This window comes from Kitasatospora indigofera, from assembly GCF_014655955.1.
Lineage (GTDB): Bacteria > Actinomycetota > Actinomycetes > Streptomycetales > Streptomycetaceae > Kitasatospora > Kitasatospora indigofera.
This window is the reverse complement of record NZ_BNBO01000049.1, coordinates 47,459-66,059: the sequence shown is the minus strand read 5'-3', so window position 1 is coordinate 66,059 and position 18,601 is coordinate 47,459. Positions and strand designations below refer to the sequence as shown.

Genomic DNA, 18,601 nt, shown 5'->3' with positions numbered 1-18,601 from the left:
TGCGGAGCAGGGCGATGGCGTCGTCGACGCGGCCCTGGCGCTCGCGGATCGTGGCGAGCAGGTTGATGGCGTTGAACGGCTCGACGCGACGGCTGCCGCAGGACGGGTGGTCGCAGCAGCGCGAGGGCGGGGCGTTCTCGATCCGGTCTGCCAGCAGTCGGTAGGCCTCCTCGTGACGGCCGGTGGGCCCGGCGATGTCGACGAGCGGCTCGGCGAGGTACCAGTCCTCGATGTGCGGGCGCAGCAGGTCGAAGGCCTCGTCGCCCCGGCCGTGGCGGGCGAGCAGGCGCGCCAAGAATCCCAGCCCCAGTCGTTCCCCGCCCTCCGCGTGCGGTCGTACCAGCGCGATGGCCTCGTCGGCCCGGCCGTTCGCCTCCAGCAGCCCCGCCATGGCCTCGGCAGCCGTCCACCAACCCGTGGCGACGTACGGCGCGAGCACCTCCAGCGCCTCGGCCTGCCGGCCCCGCTCGGCGAGCGACCGGGCCCACTCCCGCGCGCAGAACCACTCACCACGGCCGGCCCAGAACTCCACCTCCTCGGCCAGGCCGAGTTCAAGAAGCCGGGAGACCAGGCGCGGTGAGAGACAGCCCGATTGTGTCCGGGCCCGGTAGTCGAGATCAGCTGCTTCCACGACCAGGCACCGTAGCCCACGCCTCTGACACCGCCGACAGCTCCGGACGTCGCACGTGTGGAACGACGCTCCTCGCCGGTCGGTGGCCCTGCCTGGATTGCGGGGTGGCGCAGGAAGTGCGGCCGGCCGACGGCCGTTGACGTCGACGCTGCCGTTCACGTTCAACCGCAGGACAGCAGCGGCCGGCGACAGGCGGCAGCGGTGCGATCGACCTTGAGGGCGCCTCGACTTCAAGGGTTTGACCTTGGAACTGGAGATCGACACGGTGCACCGGCTGGCGCCGGACGACACTCGCCCGAGCTTTTCACACATGCCGCTCTGGCACATCGAGGGCCATGCGTTCGAGTTGAAGTTCCGCGCCTCCGGATTCCGCCAGTACTTCCGGCAGGCTCCGGAGCTCGTGTCCGGGCAGGCGTTGCCCTACGCCGAGCGCGGGGGATGCGCCTTCACCGAGCTTGGCTTCAGCTGACTTGTGCCCCTTCGCCCCCGGGGAGCATCTCCGCGACGCCGTGACCGGCCCGGGCGCCTTCCTGCGGGCCCGGCTGTCGGTGGCGGCGGCTAGCGTGAGCGGCCATGACGACCCACCAACTGGTGCTGGCTCTCGCCGCTCCCGACAAGGCTGAGCGACAAGTGGCCGAAGACGCTCTGGCCCAGCTCGGCCCGGCAGCCCTGCCGGCCCTGATCGAGCACGTGCGCGACGCTGCCTCTCCGGTGCGCCCGGACATTCTGCTGACCGCCCTGCGACGGTCCGGCGCCCCGGCGTTCCAGCCGGTCCTGGACGCTCTGCGAAGCGCGGCACCGGGAGAGGCGTCCTGGCGGGCGCTGCGGGTGTTCACCGGCCTGGGGGCCACGGCGCTGCCCGACTACACCGATGCGCTGACCCATGAGGATCCGGTGGTGCGCGGCGCAGCGGTCCGGGCGATACACGGGTGCGGTGCGGACGGAGTGCGGGCCGCGGAGCACGTGCTGCCGTTGCTGGGCGACCCTGACGCCGAGGTACGGCGCACGGCAGTTCGGTCGTTCTCCACCTGGGGCACGGCCGTGGTGCCGCTGTTGCAGGCTGTGCGCCACGCCGGTCCGGGTGCCGCGCGGGCCGGTGCCCTGGAGGCGCTGGCGGAGATCGGCGGCGAGGGCGTGCTGAGCGCCCGCGACATGGCGGCGTTGGAGCGACTGGTACGGCTCAAGCTGCCCGAGGACCTTCCCTCTCCGGTGACGTGCTGCTTCCTGTCCTGGATCGCGGTGCGCACCGGCGACCAGAGCGGAGTGATGGACCTCCTCGGCCTGTCGGCGCCGCGCCCGGTGCCGTTCGTCGCCGGGGTGCTCGCCGCCGACCTGGACAGCCATGCCGGCCTGGACGAGAACCCGCTGGACCAGTACCGCCGTGTGTTCGTCACCCCGGAGCTCGCCGGCTGGACCCTGGTGGTCGGCTCGTGGTGCGACCCGGCCTCCGCCGAGCGCGAGGCCGAGGTCCTGGAGGCGTGTACGCGCCTGAGCACCCGGTACGGGCACGCCCAGGCCTACTGGTACAGCAACCAGCACGACGGATCGGCCGTGCTGATCGCCGAACAGGGCACCGTCGTGCGGCGCTTCGCCTACATACCCGGTGAGGACACGCGGCACCTGGAGCTGGGCGCCCCCCTTCCCTACGAACAGCGGCGGCGGACCGCGCTCGCTCTGCCCTCCCTGGCAGCGGGCCACCTCCTCACCGAGGAGGACGAGGACGAATGGGAGTGGGAACTGCTCGAACTGGCCCCCGGCCTGTCCGCCGAACTGAGCCTGGACCTCCGGTCGATCGGAGCGAGCACCCCGGCCCGCGGCACCGGCGTACTGGCCCTCACCGAGTACGGCCGCCGCCTCGGCTCCCCGCCCGGAGCACTCCGGCTCTGAGCACCAGCACAACCGTTCCGCCGACCGGCGCCGACGCCCGGGGACCCGCACGACCAGCACAGCAGCCTCAAGTGCGGAGCCTCGACCGAGGCGATGATCGTCATGACCACATGCCTCTGGGTGAATCACTACACCGCCGGCTCGGTGACCTTCACGGCGTGGGTCGACGGTCAACCGGCCCCCTCGACCAGGCTGACGCCGCTGACCGCACCCGCCGCATCCGCGACACCATGACGATCCCCACGTAGCCACCGCGCCCGTCAGGGGGCCGGCCTCAAGCGGTGGTGGAACTGCCCCGTGAGGCACCCGCTCGGTGAGCGCATGCCGCGATCGGCCGAGTGCTCCTCGCGCTCCTGACCGGGGTGGTGGAGCGGACTACTGCAACTGCCCCTGCCGCCGGACGGCGCGTAGCATCTCCGGGCATGACACTGCTGCCGGACCTGCCTCAGAATGCAGTGCTGCTCGACCTGCTGCGGGGACAGGGCGTTCCGCAGGAGCACGGTGAATTTGTCTACGAGGGGTGGGCGCTGCACACCCACCCCGATCTCGTCGAGAGACTTGAGGACCTTGCCCCGCAGTGGCCGGTCCTGCCGGCCTTCGGCGTTCCGGTGCTGGCGGCCAAGGGCGTCGCGGCGGTCGTCGCCCAGGGCATGGGCACGTTGCTGGTGCGCCTCCCCGAGGCGCCCCCCGAACTCCTGGAGCCCGCAGCGCCCTGCCCGCCCCTCACGGATCCGGGCCAGGGCTGGTACCCGGTCTGTCCCTGGCAGAGTGAGCTTCCCTCGGCGGAGTCCAAGCGCCTTCTGTCCCTGCTGGTCCAGCACGCGCTCTCGTACGCCGCGAGCCTGTCGGAGGACGGCAGCATCGACCGGCAGGACCGCCCGGTTCAAGCCCCGGGCGAGCGCAGGGACAAGGCCACGGGCAGACGGCGCGGCAAGGGCGGGAGCAGCCGGCAGCGCGGCCGCGGACGAGGGCGTTAGGGCACGTGTTGAGGTGTGCTCAATGGGTGCTCCGAGTGAGACCTTTGATCCCGGTGATCGCGGCGCGTAGGTGGAGGCCGACGAGGTAGCCGTCCGAGGTCCTGTCACGCCCGCGTCGTGGTGGACGGGCCGGCCGCCTGCGGGGCCCTTGATCTTCCGGTGGGCGGTTTGGTCCCTCTTCACCCGGATGACCGCCTTCGAGCCCTCCTCGGCGCAGGTGGGCCCGCCGACCAGGGACAGGCCCAGGCATTTCATCGGCCTTCGGCCCCACGGCCCGACCACGGCCGGACCGCGGAACTGACGAGGGGTCGGCCGCACCCCGCGGCCCGGACTCCTGGTCGACACCCTCCCAGAGCGGCCTTCGACGGCAGGAGTCCGACGCCTGCCGCAACCTCAGGCCTTCCTTGCTGGCCGGCACAGGTGGGAGCGCTCTCCCCAAGGGGTCGGCAACAGCCTTCCAGCGTTGGTACGTTGACGGAGGACCAGCGGGATGACTTGACAGTGGTCGCACGGGATCCTAGCTTCGGAGAGCGCTCTCTCCCCCCATGGATGTCGAGTGCCCGTCATGCACCCTCACCGCACCTTTCCGGCTCCTTCCCCCACCCGATTGGAAGCCATGAGGTCCTTCACCCTGCGGTCGCCGCTCCGGTCCCCGGTTCCGCGACCCCCTTCGCGCGCCCGCTCGCACTCCGCCTCCGGCATGCTGCGCCGACGGCTGACCGGCCTCGTCGCGGCCGTCGTCACCGCCGGGGCACTGCTCACCGGCACCACCGGCCAGGCCCAGGCCGTGGACACCCCGCTCTCGCAGGGCCGTCCGGTCACCGCCTCCTCCGTCGAGAACGCGGCCTACCCGGCCGGGCTCGCCGTCGACGGGAACGGCGGGACCCGCTGGTCCAGCGCGGCCGCCGACAACCAGTGGATCCGGGTCGACCTCGGCGCGAACTCCGCGATCAACCGCGTCGTCCTGAACTGGGAGGCCGCGTACGCCAGTACCTACCAGCTGCAGGTGTCGGCCGACGGCACCAACTGGGTCACCGTCCGCAACGCCACCGGAGCCGCCGGGCAGCAGACCCTGGACCTCTCGGCCACCGGCCGGTACGTGCGGGTGCTCGCCACCGCGCGGGCCACCGCCTGGGGCGTCTCGCTCTGGGAGTTCCAGGTCTTCGGCACGGCCGGCACCCAGGCGGTGCCGCCCGGGGCGGTGCGGGTCGCGGAGTTCCTCGCGGACTGCCCCTACAGCCACCGCCTGCCGGACGATCCGATCGTGCTGCCCGGCCTGCCCGGCGGCTCGCACATGCACAGCTTCTTCGGCAACAACGCCACCGACGCGTTCTCCGACCTCGGGCGGCTCGCGACGTCCGGCGGCACCTGCAACCCGGTGACCGACATCTCCTCCTACTGGGTGCCCACCCTGTACGCGGACAACGTCCCGGTCGAGCCGACCGGAACCACCTTCTACTACCTCGGGGAGGGTGTCCGGGACGACGTCATCGCCAACACCCAGCCGCTGCCGCGGGGTCTGCGGATCGTCGCGGGCAACGCCAAGGCTACCGGGCCGGACGACAACACCATCTCGCGCTGGTCGTGCCTGCACGCCGGCGAGGTCAACCCGTCCCACAACTTCGTGAACTGCCCGGCGGGCACGATGCTGGAGTCGTACCTGGACTTCCCGCAGTGCTGGAACGGCAAGGACCTCGACTCGGCCGACCACAAGAGCCACATGGCGTACCCCGTGGGCGGTGCCTGCCCGGCCACCCACCCGGTGCCGGTGCCCAAGCTCCGCCAGGTGCTGCGCTACCCGGTCACCGGCGACCCGTCGCGGCTGCGGCTGGCCTCCGGCCCCGGCTACACGATGCACGGGGACTTCTTCAACGTCTGGCCGGCCGCCGAGATGGAGCGGCGCGTCCGTGACTGCATCAACCCGATCGTGAAGTGCGGTGCCGACGGGCGTCCTTGACGCCTAGGCACTCCACTCCCGTTCACCGGCCCGGGCGGGGCGGCACAGCCCTCCCGCCCGGGCCACCGGCGTCCTTTCGGAAGGGTTCCCGATGAGAAGAGCGTTCGTCGGCGCGGCGGTGGCCTCGCTCGTCGTGTGCGGCGGGCTCGCCGCCGTCGCGGTCCCCGGCGCCGGCGGGAAGCAGGCACCCGCCGTCACCGGAGCGGCGTCCAGCCGGGAACCCGCGGCAGGGGCCGGAACGGTAGCCGGCGGCGGCCCCGGCACCGCGGCCGGCGCCGGGACGTCCGCGACGGACGCCGCCTCGATCGCCGGGGCCGCGTTCAACCCGACGGATCTCGCCTGGCTCCAACTGGCCGCTCCGATGACCGAACAGGCCTTGCGACTGGCCGAGTTGGTGACCGCTCGGGCAGCCTCACCGGACCTGCGCGAGCTGGCAGCGGCCGTCACCGCCGCCGACGGTGCCGACCTGACCCGTCTGCACGCGCTCCTCGTACGGGCCGACGCCGACCAGGCCCGCCCGCACGAAGGCCATGACATGCCGGGCATGACCACCGCCACCGAGTACGCCGCCGCCCAGCAGGAGACCGGCGCGGCCTTCGACCGTCTGGTGAGCACGTACCTGCGCGAGTACCTGGAGCAGTCGGTCCGGCTCGCCGACTCCGAGAACGCGGCGGGCAGGGACCACGCCACCCGCGAGCTGGCCGCCGACATCCGGCGCAGCCGTGGCGCCGAACTCGCCCGGCTCGCACCGTAGTCGGCCGGGCACCGGACCGCGAAGCAGCCGGACCGACGGGCCAGGGGCCAGGAGTCAGGGGTCAGGGCTGGTCGAACCAGGCGAAGGCGGCGATCCGCCAGCCCTCCGGGGTGCGGACGAACTGGATGGTCTTCGTCCCGCCGCCCTCGAACGGTTCGCCGTCCGCGATGCCGGACTTGCGGTACTCGCCGACCCTGGACGCGATGTCGCCCACGATCTCGGTCCGTTCGGAGGTCTCCCACTCCGCGAACTCGACCAGCCGGCCGTCGGCGAGCAGGGCCTCGCGCGGTTCGACGAACTCGTCCACGGTGTAGACCGTGAAGTCGGGGCCGGCCTTGACGATCACGCCGCCCGGGATGACCAGCCGGCGGATCCGGGCCACGTCGGCGGGCTTGCCGCCCCGATTGTCGAAGGCGCCGAAGAACTCGGCGGTCACCGCGTCGATCTCGGTCTTGGACATGGCGCGACACTAGCACCGCCGGGGCGCGGACGAGGCTCCGTCGTCCGGAACCGCACCCGGCCGGCGCTCCGGCCGGGCCCGGTCGGGGGCGTGGTCCGGGTCCTGGCCGGGACCGGCCCGGGCACCCTGCCGGTCGTGCGGGACCGCCGGTAGTAGGGGGGAAGCCGGTCGTACGGGGAGACCGGACCCGTGGGGAGGCCGGTCGCACGGGCAGCAGGGAATGCCTCCGCCAGAAAATTTCTGTTATCGGCGCACCTCAGGTCCGGACTCCTCCGGTGGGACGTGCATTCCGGCGCGTCCTGGCGGTCCGTCCGGCGGCCCGCCACGACCAGGAGCGGGAGGCACCATGTCCACGTTCGAGCCACGCCCGACCGGAGGGCCGGTATGAACACCACACCCCGGCCCGTTCACCCGCCGCTGCGCGACGCCTCGGCCGCCGTGCCGCCCGCCATGCCGCCCGCGCCCAGCCCGGCCCCTCCGGTGCTCCGGCTGGTCGCTCCCCTGCCGTTCACCTCCTACCCGAACCAGCCACCGGTCGGGCCGGCGGAGGCCCTCCTGCGGGAGGCCCTGGAGCGGGTGCTGGCCCTGGCGGAGCAGTGGGAGGAGACCGACCCCGACGCGCCGCACACCGTCGCGCTCTGGGAGGCGCTCGGCTAGCCCGGACGAGGCGGGGGCGCCGTCCCGCCGGCCGCCGGGGCGGCCGGCGGGCGGGGTCCTCCCGGGGTCGGCTGCGGGCGGGCGCCTGCCCCGGCGCCTGCCCCGGCGTCCCCCCACCACCCCCGCAGGTTTCTGTTATCGGCATACCGCAGCTCAGGACTCCGACTGTGGGATGTACATTCCGGTCCGTCCGGCGGTCCGCCGCGACGAGGAGCGAGAGGCACCATGAGCACATTCGAGGACGGCGGCCTCACCGCGGCCAGGGTCGCGGCCGCGCAGCAGGGCGACGGTGCGGCGCTGGACGAGCTGTTGGCGTTCTGCCTGCCGCTGGTCTACAACATCGTCGGCCGGTCGCTGGGCCGGCCCGGCGAGGTGGACGACCTGTCGCAGGAGATCCTGCTCCGGGTCGTCGCCGGGCTGCCCCAGCTGCGCGACCCCGCCGCCTTCCGCAGCTGGCTGGTCGCGGTCACCGTCCGGCAGGTGCGCTGGTACCGGGCGGAACAGGTGGAGGTGGAGCCGTCCGCGGCCCTGGAGGAGGTGCCGGAACCGGCCGATCCGCAGGCGGACTTCGTGGACCTGTCGATCCTGCGGCTGGGGCTCACCGGCCAGCGCCGGGAGGTGGCGCTGGCGACCCGCTGGCTCGACCCGGCCGACCAGGAGTTGCTCGCCCTGTGGTGGCTGGAGGCCGCCGGACAGCTCGGGCGGGCCGAACTCGCGGCGGCCCTCGGCCTCTCCCCGGCGCACACAGCCGTGCGGGTGCAGCGGATGAAGCGGCAGCTCGACATCGCCCGCTCGCTGGTGCGGGCGCTGGAGCGCCGGCCGGTCTGCCCGGAGCTGGCGGCGCTCGCCGAGCCCTGGGACGAGGTTCCCGGGCCGCTCTGGCGCAAGCGGCTGGCCCGGCACACGCGGGACTGTGCGCGGTGCACGGCGGGTGCGCGGGGGCTGATACCCGCCGAGGGCCTGTTGGCCGGGTTGGCACTCGTCCCCGTACCGACCGGTCACCCGCTGCCGCTGCCGCCGCCCGGCGGCGGCGAGGCGATCGGCGCCCCGGCCCCGACCCCCGCCGCGGAGCACGGCGCCGGGCCGGGCGCGGATCCGGGCCCGGGCGTCAACGGCCCGGGCGTCAACCCGGTGGCGGACGTCAACCCGGGCCCGGCACACGGCACCGGCGCGGAGCAGGGCGCGCACGCCGGACGGCGGGCGGCCCGGCAGGGTCACCGGGCCGTCCGGGCCGGCGGCCGGGCCACCGTGAAGAGTGTCGGCCTGATGGTGGGCGTGGTGGCCGCCGTGGCAGCGCTGGGCCTGCTGGCGGCGAGCCTGAACGGCAACGATCCGCGCCCCGCCGCCGCCTCCGGGCCGCTGCTCCCCTCCTCGGCCCCGGCCGGTGACACGCCGTCGGCGGCCGCGCCGGAGACGGCCGGGCAGCCGTCCGCGGAGCCGTCCCCCTCCCCGTCCGCGGTGCCCACCACGGCGACGGCGTCGGCGCGGCCCACCGCGGCGCCTTCGAGCAAGCCGGCGCCGTCGTCCCCCGCCGCCGCGACCGGTGGCCCGGCGCCCGCCGCCCAGCCGGTCCGCGGCGCCAAGAAGGGCGTGTCGACCTGGTCCTTCGACGGCGTGGGCACGGCGCTGACGGGCTCTGGGGCCTCCTGGTACTACACCTGGGGCCCCGACCACCCGGGCATCGCGGGGCCGGCCGGCGTCGACTTCGTCCCGATGATCTGGGGCTCGGCGGCGGTCGGCAACGGCTCCCTGGCCAAGGCCACCCAGCAGGGCAGCAGCACCCTGCTGGGCTTCAACGAGCCGGACCTCGCGGCGCAGTCCAACCTGACTCCGCAGCAGGCCCTGGACCTCTGGCCGAAGCTGATGGCCACCGGGCTCACCCTCGGCAGTCCCGCCGTCGCCTACGGCGGCGCCGATCCGGGCGGCTGGCTGGACCAGTTCATGCAGGGGGCCCGGAGCCGCGGGTACCGGGTCGACTTCATCGCCCTGCACTGGTACGGCTCGGACTTCCGGACCACGGAGGCCGTCGGGCAGCTCCAGCAGTACCTCAAGGCGGTGCACGACCGCTACCAACTGCCGGTGTGGCTGACCGAGTACGCGCTGATCAAGTTCGCCGGCGGCACCAGCTTTCCGACCGCCGACCAGCAGGTGGCCTTCGTCAAGGCGTCGACCGCGATGCTCCAGGGCCTGCCCTACGTCCAGCGGTACGCCTGGTTCGCGCTGCCCGCCACCGAGCCCGGGGCGACCGGCCTGTTCCAGCCCGGCGGTGCGCCGAACGCGGTCGGCTCCGCCTACGCCGCCGCGGGACGCTGACCGCCGGCGCCGGAGCCCCGCGGTGTGCCCGGTCCGGGCGCACCGCGGCGCTGCGGCGCACACCACCCGGCACGCCCGGGCCCGGACGTCGGCGGCCGGGCCCGGATGCTCGTCGCCGCACTCCTCCGGCGTCACGTACGTGACGGTCCCCGGTCCGCCGCCGCCGCGGGTGACCGGGTGCCGGCCGCCGCGAAGCCGAGCCGGCGCAGGCGCGGTCCGGCGGTGGTCAGCGTGATGGTCGCGGCCCTGAGGTCGCGGTGGACCAGGCCGAGCCGGTGCACCACGGACCACGCCACGGCCGGTGCCCGGGCCGGCACCCGCACGGCCTGCGGCGAGCGGATCGGCCCCTGCCCCGGGGCGGGCGTCGAGCGCCCGCCCGCCCGGTGACTCCATCGCGCGGTACGGCCGCCCGTCCGGCGACTACAACGCCCGGTACGACCGCCCGGCGCCCACCCCGGGGCCCGGGGCCCAGCGCCCGTCCGCCGCAGGCGGCCGGGTCCATGGGCCACCACCTACGTCTCGCGCCCGAAGCGGCGCAGCAGGTCGGCCCGGTACCGCGGTTCGGGGTTGATCGCCTTCAGCGCCACCTGGGTGGACACCAGTCGTAGCTCCGGGGCCAGGGCGATCACGACGGCCGGCCCCGGAGACAGCGGAACGCCCCGGTCGCGCGTCCCCGGTCGCTCGCCCGTGGGCCCCCTGGGCCGGCACAGGGAGTACTGGGGCCGTCCTCGTGCCGCCGGGGCCGGGGAGCGTGGCCGGCCGACCGGACCGACATCCAGCTGAGCACGGCGAGCCGACCGCCCAGGCCGTGCTATTTTTGTGAGCAATCGTTCAACTACGGAGGCCGCGATGGGGCGCAAACAACTCTGGGACCAGGACGAGGTGCTGGCCTCGGCCATGCGGCTCTTCCGCCACCGGGGGTACCAGGGCGCCTCGCTGCGGGACATCGAGGAGGCCACCGGACTGCACCCCGGGAGCCTGTACCGGACGTTCGGGAACAAGGACGGCCTGTTCCACGCCGCACTGGACGCCTACAACGAGCGGGTGGTGCAGGGCCGGGTCCGGGTCCACCTGCTGGAGCCGGCGGACCCCCTGGCCGGCATCCGCTCGTTCTTCACCTCGGCGGTGGAGACCGGCGCCGAACCCGACCCGGGCTGCCTGCTCACCAACACCGCCGTCGAGTCCTTCACCCTCCCCCGGGCCGCGGCCGGCGTGCACCACGGCCTGGCGGCGATCGAAGGCGGCTTCGCCGACGCGCTGACCCGCGCCCGGCACCGCGGCGACACGCCGCCCGACCTCGACGTCGCGGCCACCGCCGCCCATCTGCTCGCGCTCTACCAGGGCCTGCTGGTGCTCGTCCGGGCCGGCCTGCCCCGCACCACCCTGCACGGCGTCACCGACGGCGCGATCGCGTCGATCGGTTCTTTGAGAACCCCACGGAAGCAGGACGACCATGAGTGACACCCAGCAGCTCTGGAACGACTACGCCGCCTGCTGGTCGGCCGCCCCCGCGGACCGGCCGGCCGCCCTCGGCGCGGTCGCGGTGGACGAGGTCGCCTATCGCGACCCCGGCACCGAGGTCGGCGGCCTGACCGGACTCGCCGCCTACATGGCCGGCTTCGCCGACGCCTTCCCCGGCCACCGGTTCCGCATCGACGAGGTGCTGGAGCACCACGACCGCTCCCTCGCGCGCTGGACCCAGCTCGACGGCCGGGGCGAGCGCGCCTCGGCCGGCATCAGCACCGCCCGCCACCACGAGGACGGACGCCTCGCCGAGATCACCGGCTTCTTCCTCCCGGCCTAGGCCGTGTCGGACCCGGCCTAGGCTCCGGGTCCGGCGCCGAGGAGCGTCGCGAGCGCGGGGGTGCCCGTCCCGGTCCCACCGACCGAGGGCGGGCACCCTCGCGCTGTCGGCGGACCGGCGGCACCGGCGGCACCGGCGGACCACCGCGTGCCGGGACCAGCCACTCCCGTCGGGGCGGACGGGACAGCCGGGGCGGCCCGGCGGCGGCGCGGCTCCTCAGTCGCCCGGCTTCCGCTCGGCGAGGTGGGCCTCCAGGGTCGCGTTCAGGTCGGCCACGAAGGCCTCGAAGCGCTGGAGGAGCTCCGGCGGGTAGTCGGCCATCGCGGTGTCCAGGCGGTGGGCCAGCGGGCCGAAGAACTCGTCCGCGCGTTCCTGGATGTGCGCGCCGCTGCGCAGGGTGACGATGCGCCGGTCCGGGTGCTCGCGGGATCGGGTGATGTGCCCGGCCGCTTCGAGGCGGTTCAGGAGCGCGGTGGTGGCGCCCGTGGACAGGGCGATGCGCTCGCTCAGGCGGGCGGGCGAGAGGGGGGTCCCGCGCTCTTCGGCGGCGGCGATCTCCAGCACCGCCGTCGCGTCGGTGGAGTGCAGTCCCAGCCAGGCGGCGAAGCGCCGGCCGAGTTCGGCGTACTGACCGCCGTAGATCCGCAGTCCTTCCATCAGTCGCTCGCGCTGCGCCGCCACACCGTCGCCGTCCGGTCCCGCCATGGAGGCCCGCCACCCTTCTCGCCTGCCGCGCGGTCCGCTTCGGCGCCCGCTTTGACAACCTACCGTCCCCACTTTACCTTCACCATGGAATTACTTCATGATGGAGGTATCAACCGTGCGAGACCCGTCCCCCGCCACCAGTCCCTACCGGACCGCCGACCCCGGCACGACCGCCGACCCCGGCGAGACCACCACCCCCGGCGAAACCACCGGCCCCTACCGGTGGCGCTGGCTGATCCTCGTGGCGATGCTCGTCGCGGAGGTCATGGACCTGCTGGACGCCTCGATCGTCAACGTCGCCGGCCCCGCCCTGGAGGAATCGCTCGGCGCCGGCCCCGTGGGCCTGCAATGGGTGATCGGCGGATACGCGCTCACGCTGGGAGCCGGGCTGGTGCTCGGCGGCAGGCTCGGCGACCGCTACGGGCGCCGGCGCATGTTCCTGATCGGCCTGAGCGCCTTCACCGCCACCTCCCTGCTGTGCGCGCTGGCCCCGACCATCGAGCTCCTGATCGTCCTGCGGCTGCTGCAGGGCGCCGCGGGCGCGGTCCTGCTGCCCCAGGGCCTGGGCCTGCTGCGGGAGAACTTCGACGGGCCGGAACTCACCAAGGTCTTCGCGGTCTTCGGCCCGGTCCTCGGGCTCGGCGGCATCATCGGCCCGGTCCTGGGCGGCTTCCTCGTCGAGGGCGACTTCCTCGGTCTGGGCTGGCGGTCGGTGTTCCTGGTCAACCTGCCCGTCGGGATCGTGGCCCTGGTCATCGCCGCCAGGTTCGTACCGAAGAAGCCGGGCCACCCCGGCGTGAGCGTCGACACCGTCGGCGCCGGACTGGTCGCGGCCGCGTGCGCGCTCCTCGTCCTGCCGCTGAACCAGGGGCAGCAGGACGGCTGGCCCCTGTGGACCTGGCTGTGCCTGGTCGCCTCGGTCGTCGGGTTCGCCCTGTTCGCCCTGCGGCAGCGCCGTACGGCCGCGGCCGGCCGTGAACCGCTGGTGACCCCGGGCCTGCTGCGCAAGCCCGCCTTCACGGTCGGGCTCGGCGGCATCGCCCTGTTCTTCGGCGGGCTCGTCGGCACCCAGCTCGTGCTCACCCTCTACCTCCAGATCGGCCGTCAGTTCAGCGCCGGCGACGCGGGGCTGGGCAACCTGCCGCTGGCGGTGGGCACGGCGATCGGCGGCGCGCTCAGCGGGGCGTTCCTGGCGGACCGGATCGGCCGCGCCGTCCTGCAGATCGGCCCGCTGGTCCAGCTGGCCGGCGCCGCCCTGCTCTGGTTCCAGCTCGACGGCCTCTCCCCGGCCTCGTTCTCGATCTGGGACATCGCCGCGGGTGTGGCCCTCTCCGGCGTCGGAGCGGGCCTGGTGATCGCCGCCCTGTTCAGTTTCGTCCTCGCCGCGGTGGACGACCACGAGATCGGCTCGGCCTCCGGGGTGCTGTCCGCGGTGCAGGCCGTCGGCGGGTCGATCGGCGTCGCGATCTTCGGCTCGGTCTTCTTCGCCCGGGCCAGGAGCGCCGACTTCACCGGCGCCTTCCACCACGCCCTCGTCGTCCAGGCCTGCCTGCTGGTCGCGTTCCTCGCCGTCACCCTCCTGCTGCCCCGGCGGGGACGCCCCGAGGACGAGCAGCACGGCATCGGCGCCGCTGGCCCCTCCGGCCAGGAGCGGGCCGCCGTGTGAACACGGGGCCCCGGGGCCGCCCGCTCCGGGCAGCCCCAGGGCCGTACGGGTCCCGGCCGGCCGGGTGGCCGGCACGGCCGGGCCGGCGTCAGGCGCTCGGGCCGGGCCCGCGTGCCGCGCCCGTCAGCCGTTGCCGCAGGGCGGGCAGGGTGCGCAGCGCTCGATCCGGACGTCGTCGACGACCGGACCGTACGGTCCGGTCGTCGTGGTGCTGGCGAAAGCGATGACGGTGGCCGTACCGGTGGCCCGGAAGGTGAACTGCCGGTTGACGTATCCCATGTTCGTGAACGATTTGCCGGTGGTGTTGAAGGAGAAGTCCTGGAAGTCCTGCCCGTCGACGAGGGCACTGCCGGTCTTGAGGGCGGGGCCGCCTCCGGGATTGCCCGCCAGGGCATAGGTGACGGTGTAGGTCGCGCCGGGGACGGTGCTGAAGGTCTGGGCCACCGCGCCCGGCCCCCTGCCGTTGAGGTCGACGGACTGGTCTCCTTCCGCCGCCTGCCAGAAACCCGCGCCGATCAGGTCGACGCTCCCCGCAGTGACCCCCCAGGGTCCGACGGTCTGTCCCGCGGTCAGGGTGTTGAAGCTGTTGACCGCCGCCCTGGGGTTCTCGAAACTGCCGTCGTCGAAACGGCTGACGGTCTGCGCGGAGGCCGTGGCCCCGGCGGCGGCGAGCAGGACGGTGGTGGCGGCGATGACGCAGGCGCGCACGGCGAGCATGAATTCCCCTCCCGAAGGTTCGGCAGCATCCATAAGTGGTGTGTCCACGAATAAGGTACGGATTCCTGGGGGCCGGAAAAAGGCCCCGGGGAAAAGACATTTCATCTCATCAAAGGCGCTCGCCTCGACGTCCTGGCCGTCCGGTTTTCGGCTCCGCGCACCAGGAACAGGCCGCCCGCGAGCCCGGTGACGCGGGACCGGCCGGCCCGGGCGCCGCGCCGCTGCGGTGCGCGCAGGCCGCCGCCGACCGCCGGCCTGCGGTGCGCGGCCGCACGGTCCTGACCTGGTGCGCGTCGCCGCCGGCCGCCTCGTCGGACACCGGATCGTGGCTGAGCCCTCCTGAGAGGTCCTGGCGCCGTCGCACGACGCCGCGCCTCGGCGCACCGGCCGGGTGCTCAGGCGCCTTCGGTGCCCATGGTGAGACGGATGACGGTGCCGTTCTCCGCACTGGTCCGGATCTGGACCAGGTCGCACATCTGCTGGACGAGCCAGAGGCCGCGGCCGCCGTTCTGGTCGAGCGTCGGCCTGATCCGGCCGGCCATCGGGTCCGCGATGAACCCGCCGTCGCGGACCTCGCAGATCACCCGGCCGTCCTCGGCCCAGGTGCGCAGCGTCCCGCCGCCCGCGTACTTGATGCTGTTGGCGGCGACCTCGGTGACGGCGACGAGCAGATCCCGCAGACGGTCGCCGGGCAGACCGTGCCGAGCGGCGCAGAGGGTGACCCGCTCACGGACCGCGGCGAGGGCGCCGGCCGAGAAGACCAGTTCCTCGTCCGGATCACAAGGGTCCCCGAGGGCCTCGAAGGCGTACGGCACCTCGGCGTACCCGGCGGCCGGCACCGGGCCGTCCTGGCCGAGCAACAGCGGATGACAGCCTTCCAGCGCCTCCAGAGTCCCGTCGGCGACGGCCCCGGTGTCGAACGGGCAGAGCAGCCACCACACCGGGGACTCCGCGAACGCCCGGTTCAGCAGCCATTCGTGGTACCGCAGCTCGGCGCTCTCGGCGCTGGTACGCCCGGTCCACCGGTTCTCGCTGATGGCGCGGACCGGACGCCCCGACTGCGCCACCTTCTCCATCCAGGACTGCCAGACGGGGATCAGCCGGCCCGGGTTGCTGCTGATCCCGCCGGCGTCCAGGAAGGCCACCCCGTCCGCGCTGCCGGTGTCCGCGAGCGCCTCGCGCAGCAGTTGCTCGCGCGGGCCCGAGACGGCGACCACGACCGTCTCGCCCGCGCCGAGCGCGTGCTCGACGAACGAGACGGTGCCGGCCAGGAACCCGTCCTCGTCGGCGTAGGGGAAGAGGACGTGCCGGAGCCCCGTCTCCGGCGCGGGGACGGCGGCGGAAGCCGTGTCGGGGTGGTTCACCGCTTCAGCTCCACGGGGATCTCGGGGTGCTCGAACCCGAGCAGCGACCAACTGCGGCTCAGGGTCGCGTTGGCATGGTGGAGTTCGATACGGCGGTCCGGCAACCCACGGGCCACCGCCGCCAGGGCCGTCATCCCGGCACTGTCCATGAATTCCAGATCCCCGCATTCCAGGTGCAACACCGGTGCCGAACTGAGCAGCTCGCCGAGCGCCGTGCGGAAGGTCTCGGCGCCCTCCGTGTCCACGACACCACTGACGCTCCACCTGTCCCGGGACGCAAGGAACAGCCGGAACGCCGGGCCGACCGGTCCTCTGCCCAGATGCTGCGGATGTACTCCGGCGACCTGGTCGACGGCTTCCGGGGTCAGCACCGCCCGGGCGTAGCGGCAGACGAGGATCGCGCCGCTGTCGGCGACCAGGGCGTCCAGCCTCAGTTCGTGCCGGGCGAGGACGTCCGGGCGGGTTTCGGTGCCGGCGAGACCGCTCAGGTCCGCCAGCACCCGCAGGGCGCGGAACCCCTCCCGGGCAGCACGCTCGGTACCCCGCCGTACCTCACGGAAGAGCGACTCCCAGGACTGGGGTCCGCAGGGCGCATCGCCGGCGCTCCCGAGGACCAGCACCATGTCGCCGAACAGCTCGCCGTCGGCCACGAAGGCACGCGCCGGCCCGGCCGTGTCCTCACCGGGACCGGCGATCCAGCAGATGTGGTCCCCGACGTCCACCGGATCGAGCGTCGCCACCCCGCGTGCTGTCCTCACCCCGGCTCCCTTTCTCGCCCCGCTCCCGACAGGCCCACTCTACTCGTGCCCGATCACGCGGCTCCTACGCCCACGTGCCCCGCCCACGCTGCACCGTGGGTCAACGATCGCCGTCGGGGCGCGACGAGCGCCCGCCGGTCGGACCGGCGGGCGCTCACGGGACCAGGACTAGTACACCCACCAGAGCTGGTCGGCGAAGTTGCCGCAGTCGTACTGGAAGGCGCCGCTGTTGTTCGCGGTGCCCTGCACCACCAGGCACTTGCCGCTGTTCGCGTTCTGGAACTGGTACCGGCCCGCACTGTCCACCCAGCCGTACCAGAACTGGTCGGCGAAGTTGCCGCAGCCGTACTGGAAGGCGCCGCTGTTGTTCGCGGTGCCCTGCACGACCAGGCACTTCCCGCTGTTGCTGTTGACGAGCTGGAACGCCGTACCGCTGGCATTCCAGGAGACGTTCCACTGCTGGTCGGCGAAGTTGGCGCAGTCGTACTGGAAGGCGCCGCTGTTGTTCGCCGTGCCCTGCACCACCAGGCACTTGCCGCTGTTCGCGTTCTTGTAGTGCTGGGCGGCGGCCGCGAGCGCGGAAAGCTGTGCGCTGCCGCTCCGGGCAGTGATCTGGGTCTGTGCGGTCCGGGCCGACGAGACGGTCTCGGCCGAGGAGGAGCCGGCCGCCCCGACCAGTGCGGCCGAGACGAGGGACACCCCCAGCGCGGCGGACCCACCCGCGCGAAGTCCCTTCTTTGCGACCTTGAGCAAGGACATCTTCACTTCAACCCCCAGGAAAGTGATGTCCGGGAGAGCCGAGAAGCTCCCCCGCCGGGACGCCGCGCAGACCGTCGGCCGCCCCCTGAGGGAGCCTAGGAGGATCCGCGCGGCGCTGTTTCACCCTCCGTGCAGAGGTTCTTGGCCTGCCGTGCAGTCCTACGCTCCGGACTGCCGGCGCAGTTGGGTGGGGGTGATGCCGTAGGCGTGGCGGAAGCTGCGGTTGAAGGCGGCGGCGCTGGCGAATCCCCACCGGGCCGCCACGGCGTACACCGGGAGGTGGCGGAGCCGGGGGTCGGTCAGGTCCGAGTGGCACCTGCCGAGCCGCCGATGACGAATGGTGGCGGCGACGCTCTCGCTCCGGCCCTCGAAGAGCTGGTGCAGGCGGCGCAGCGAGATGTTGTGCCGGGCGGCGACGGTCCTGGGGGTCAGAGCGGGATCACCGAGGTTCTCGTCGATGAAGTGGGTGATTCGCGCTCGCAGGGTGTCGGCCAGCGACTCGGGCGGGAGACGGGCGGCGGTGTCGAGGTGCTGCGCCATGAGTGAGGTGAAGAGGTCCGTGGCGATTCTCCCCAGGCGACCGCGGTCGTCCGCCGCCAGTTCGTCGCCGTGCACGGCCAAGGAGGAAAGGTACTGGGCGAGGACCGCTCCGATGCCGGAATCGACCTGCAGCGGGCGAGCCAGTAATCGGTCGATCCTGTTGGACAGGGTGTGACCGATGTCCGTCTTGGGGATCTGCAGAATGGTCGACCGCACCGGGGAGCCGTCGTCCCTGGCTCCGGATTCGTAGGGGCGGGAGGTGTCCCACAGCACCATGGCGCCGGTGACGAGTCCCGATTCCGAGCCCTGCTGGCTGATCCACATCGGGCTCCCGGTCACGACGGCCAGGTGGTACTGCTCCGGATCGCCCCGCCGTATCAGGCCGGGGGTGCGACGCGACCGCAGCGGCGTGTAGGAGAAGCTCGACAGTTGCACCGGCCCGAGGCCGAGGACGGAGGCATCGGCGGCGAAGTCCCCCGACCGGTCGTGGATGATCTCGGTGGGCGAGATGGCGCGCCCGACCAGGTCCGCGAACCAGTCGAACCGCTCTTCCCGTGACACGTCGGCCGAGGACAGCGAAAGCATCATGCGGCATCCCCCTGGAGGTTCGGGTCATCAGTGATCGCTGCGTGGGCTTGCCGGCAGGCCGGGC

17 protein-coding genes and 1 pseudogene are annotated in these 18,601 nt (G+C 73.4%); 10 read left to right on the top strand and 8 right to left on the bottom strand.

Annotated features, from left to right (window positions below; genetic code table 11):
* Positions 1 to 631: pseudogene (locus IE329_RS30690) on the bottom strand (hypothetical protein); the annotation flags it as partial.
* A 244-nt stretch (positions 632 to 875) separates the two neighbouring features.
* Here IE329_RS30690 and IE329_RS30685 point away from each other — a divergent pair.
* From IE329_RS30685 to IE329_RS30665, 5 genes are all read left to right on the top strand, one after another.
* The gene (locus IE329_RS30685; RefSeq protein ID WP_190214268.1) at positions 876 to 1,100 is read left to right on the top strand and encodes a hypothetical protein; all 225 of its coding nucleotides are present in this window, start codon (positions 876 to 878) and stop codon (positions 1,098 to 1,100) included.
* A 104-nt stretch (positions 1,101 to 1,204) separates the two neighbouring features.
* Complete coding sequence (locus IE329_RS30680; protein ID WP_190214267.1) at positions 1,205 to 2,518, top strand: HEAT repeat domain-containing protein; 1,314 nt, start codon at positions 1,205 to 1,207, stop codon at positions 2,516 to 2,518.
* A gap of 422 nt (positions 2,519 to 2,940) precedes the next feature.
* The gene (locus IE329_RS30675; protein ID WP_190214266.1) at positions 2,941 to 3,495 is read left to right on the top strand and encodes a hypothetical protein; all 555 of its coding nucleotides are present in this window, start codon (positions 2,941 to 2,943) and stop codon (positions 3,493 to 3,495) included.
* A gap of 565 nt (positions 3,496 to 4,060) precedes the next feature.
* Positions 4,061 to 5,452 carry a DUF1996 domain-containing protein gene (locus IE329_RS30670; protein WP_308438417.1) on the top strand — a complete coding sequence of 464 codons (1,392 nt, stop codon included), beginning with the start codon at positions 4,061 to 4,063 and terminating at the stop codon, positions 5,450 to 5,452.
* Positions 5,453 to 5,543: 91 nt separating this feature from the next.
* Positions 5,544 to 6,206 carry a DUF305 domain-containing protein gene (locus tag IE329_RS30665; protein WP_190214264.1) on the top strand — a complete coding sequence of 221 codons (663 nt, stop codon included), beginning with the start codon at positions 5,544 to 5,546 and terminating at the stop codon, positions 6,204 to 6,206.
* A 61-nt stretch (positions 6,207 to 6,267) separates the two neighbouring features.
* Here IE329_RS30665 and IE329_RS30660 read toward each other — a convergent pair whose 3' ends face one another.
* Entirely contained in the window at positions 6,268 to 6,666 is a 399-nt protein-coding gene (locus IE329_RS30660; protein WP_190214263.1) for a nuclear transport factor 2 family protein, read from the bottom strand.
* A gap of 384 nt (positions 6,667 to 7,050) precedes the next feature.
* On the opposite strand from IE329_RS30660, the gene IE329_RS30655 reads away from it, so the two are divergent.
* The 4 genes from IE329_RS30655 to IE329_RS30640 all read left to right on the top strand — a co-directional run bounded on the left by IE329_RS30655 (position 7,051) and on the right by IE329_RS30640 (position 11,440).
* Entirely contained in the window at positions 7,051 to 7,323 is a 273-nt protein-coding gene (locus IE329_RS30655; protein WP_190214262.1) for a hypothetical protein, read from the top strand.
* Between the two features lie 225 nt (positions 7,324 to 7,548).
* A complete protein-coding gene (locus tag IE329_RS30650; RefSeq protein WP_190214261.1) occupies positions 7,549 to 9,636 on the top strand; it encodes a sigma-70 family RNA polymerase sigma factor in 2,088 nt (695 codons plus the stop codon).
* Positions 9,637 to 10,485: 849 nt separating this feature from the next.
* Positions 10,486 to 11,097, top strand: coding sequence for a TetR/AcrR family transcriptional regulator (locus IE329_RS30645; protein WP_190214260.1), 612 nt, complete (start codon positions 10,486 to 10,488; stop codon positions 11,095 to 11,097).
* Positions 11,090 to 11,440 carry a nuclear transport factor 2 family protein gene (locus tag IE329_RS30640; RefSeq protein WP_190214259.1) on the top strand — a complete coding sequence of 117 codons (351 nt, stop codon included), beginning with the start codon at positions 11,090 to 11,092 and terminating at the stop codon, positions 11,438 to 11,440. Before IE329_RS30645 ends, IE329_RS30640 begins: the two co-directional genes overlap by 8 nt.
* A 216-nt stretch (positions 11,441 to 11,656) precedes the next feature.
* Here the strand turns inward: IE329_RS30640 and IE329_RS30635 are convergent, their stop codons facing one another.
* A complete protein-coding gene (locus IE329_RS30635; protein ID WP_229927896.1) occupies positions 11,657 to 12,145 on the bottom strand; it encodes a MarR family winged helix-turn-helix transcriptional regulator in 489 nt (162 codons plus the stop codon).
* A 115-nt stretch (positions 12,146 to 12,260) separates the two neighbouring features.
* Here IE329_RS30635 and IE329_RS30630 point away from each other — a divergent pair, with 115 nt between their 5' ends.
* Positions 12,261 to 13,811: an MFS transporter gene (locus IE329_RS30630; protein ID WP_373311347.1), complete on the top strand. Its 1,551-nt coding sequence runs from the start codon at positions 12,261 to 12,263 to the stop codon at positions 13,809 to 13,811.
* A 123-nt stretch (positions 13,812 to 13,934) separates the two neighbouring features.
* On the opposite strand, the gene IE329_RS30625 is transcribed toward IE329_RS30630, so the two are convergent.
* From IE329_RS30625 to IE329_RS30605, 5 genes are all read right to left on the bottom strand, one after another.
* On the bottom strand, positions 13,935 to 14,528 hold the full coding sequence (locus IE329_RS30625; RefSeq protein ID WP_190214257.1) for a choice-of-anchor C family protein: 594 nt from the start codon (positions 14,526 to 14,528) through the stop codon (positions 13,935 to 13,937).
* 395 nt (positions 14,529 to 14,923) lie between these two features.
* Positions 14,924 to 15,892: a sensor histidine kinase gene (locus IE329_RS30620; RefSeq protein WP_190214256.1), complete on the bottom strand. Its 969-nt coding sequence runs from the start codon at positions 15,890 to 15,892 to the stop codon at positions 14,924 to 14,926.
* Positions 15,889 to 16,650, bottom strand: a complete 762-nt coding sequence (locus IE329_RS30615; protein ID WP_190214255.1) for an MEDS domain-containing protein — start codon at positions 16,648 to 16,650, stop codon at positions 15,889 to 15,891. The genes IE329_RS30620 and IE329_RS30615 overlap by 4 nt, the downstream gene beginning before the upstream one ends.
* A gap of 168 nt (positions 16,651 to 16,818) precedes the next feature.
* Positions 16,819 to 17,403: an RICIN domain-containing protein gene (locus tag IE329_RS30610; protein ID WP_190214254.1), complete on the bottom strand. Its 585-nt coding sequence runs from the start codon at positions 17,401 to 17,403 to the stop codon at positions 16,819 to 16,821.
* Between the two features lie 165 nt (positions 17,404 to 17,568).
* Positions 17,569 to 18,537 carry an AraC-like ligand-binding domain-containing protein gene (locus IE329_RS30605; RefSeq protein WP_190214253.1) on the bottom strand — a complete coding sequence of 323 codons (969 nt, stop codon included), beginning with the start codon at positions 18,535 to 18,537 and terminating at the stop codon, positions 17,569 to 17,571.
* Positions 18,538 to 18,601 lie beyond the last annotated feature (64 nt).

Bases quoted from the DNA above. Each gene is read 5' to 3' on its own strand.
- IE329_RS30675 (WP_190214266.1), top strand. From the start codon at position 2,941: ATGACACTGCTGCCGGACCTGCCTCAGAATGCAGTGCTGCTCGACCTG.
- IE329_RS30640 (WP_190214259.1), top strand. From the start codon at position 11,090: ATGAGTGACACCCAGCAGCTCTGGAACGACTACGCCGCCTGCTGGTCG.
- IE329_RS30655 (WP_190214262.1), top strand. From the start codon at position 7,051: ATGAACACCACACCCCGGCCCGTTCACCCGCCGCTGCGCGACGCCTCG.
- IE329_RS30645 (WP_190214260.1), top strand. From the start codon at position 10,486: ATGGGGCGCAAACAACTCTGGGACCAGGACGAGGTGCTGGCCTCGGCC.
- IE329_RS30605 (WP_190214253.1), bottom strand. From the start codon at position 18,537: ATGATGCTTTCGCTGTCCTCGGCCGACGTGTCACGGGAAGAGCGGTTC.
- IE329_RS30625 (WP_190214257.1), bottom strand. From the start codon at position 14,528: ATGCTCGCCGTGCGCGCCTGCGTCATCGCCGCCACCACCGTCCTGCTC.
- IE329_RS30660 (WP_190214263.1), bottom strand. From the start codon at position 6,666: ATGTCCAAGACCGAGATCGACGCGGTGACCGCCGAGTTCTTCGGCGCC.
- IE329_RS30670 (WP_308438417.1), top strand. From the start codon at position 4,061: ATGCACCCTCACCGCACCTTTCCGGCTCCTTCCCCCACCCGATTGGAA.
- IE329_RS30680 (WP_190214267.1), top strand. From the start codon at position 1,205: ATGACGACCCACCAACTGGTGCTGGCTCTCGCCGCTCCCGACAAGGCT.
- IE329_RS30650 (WP_190214261.1), top strand. From the start codon at position 7,549: ATGAGCACATTCGAGGACGGCGGCCTCACCGCGGCCAGGGTCGCGGCC.
- IE329_RS30665 (WP_190214264.1), top strand. From the start codon at position 5,544: ATGAGAAGAGCGTTCGTCGGCGCGGCGGTGGCCTCGCTCGTCGTGTGC.
- IE329_RS30635 (WP_229927896.1), bottom strand. From the start codon at position 12,145: ATGGCGGGACCGGACGGCGACGGTGTGGCGGCGCAGCGCGAGCGACTG.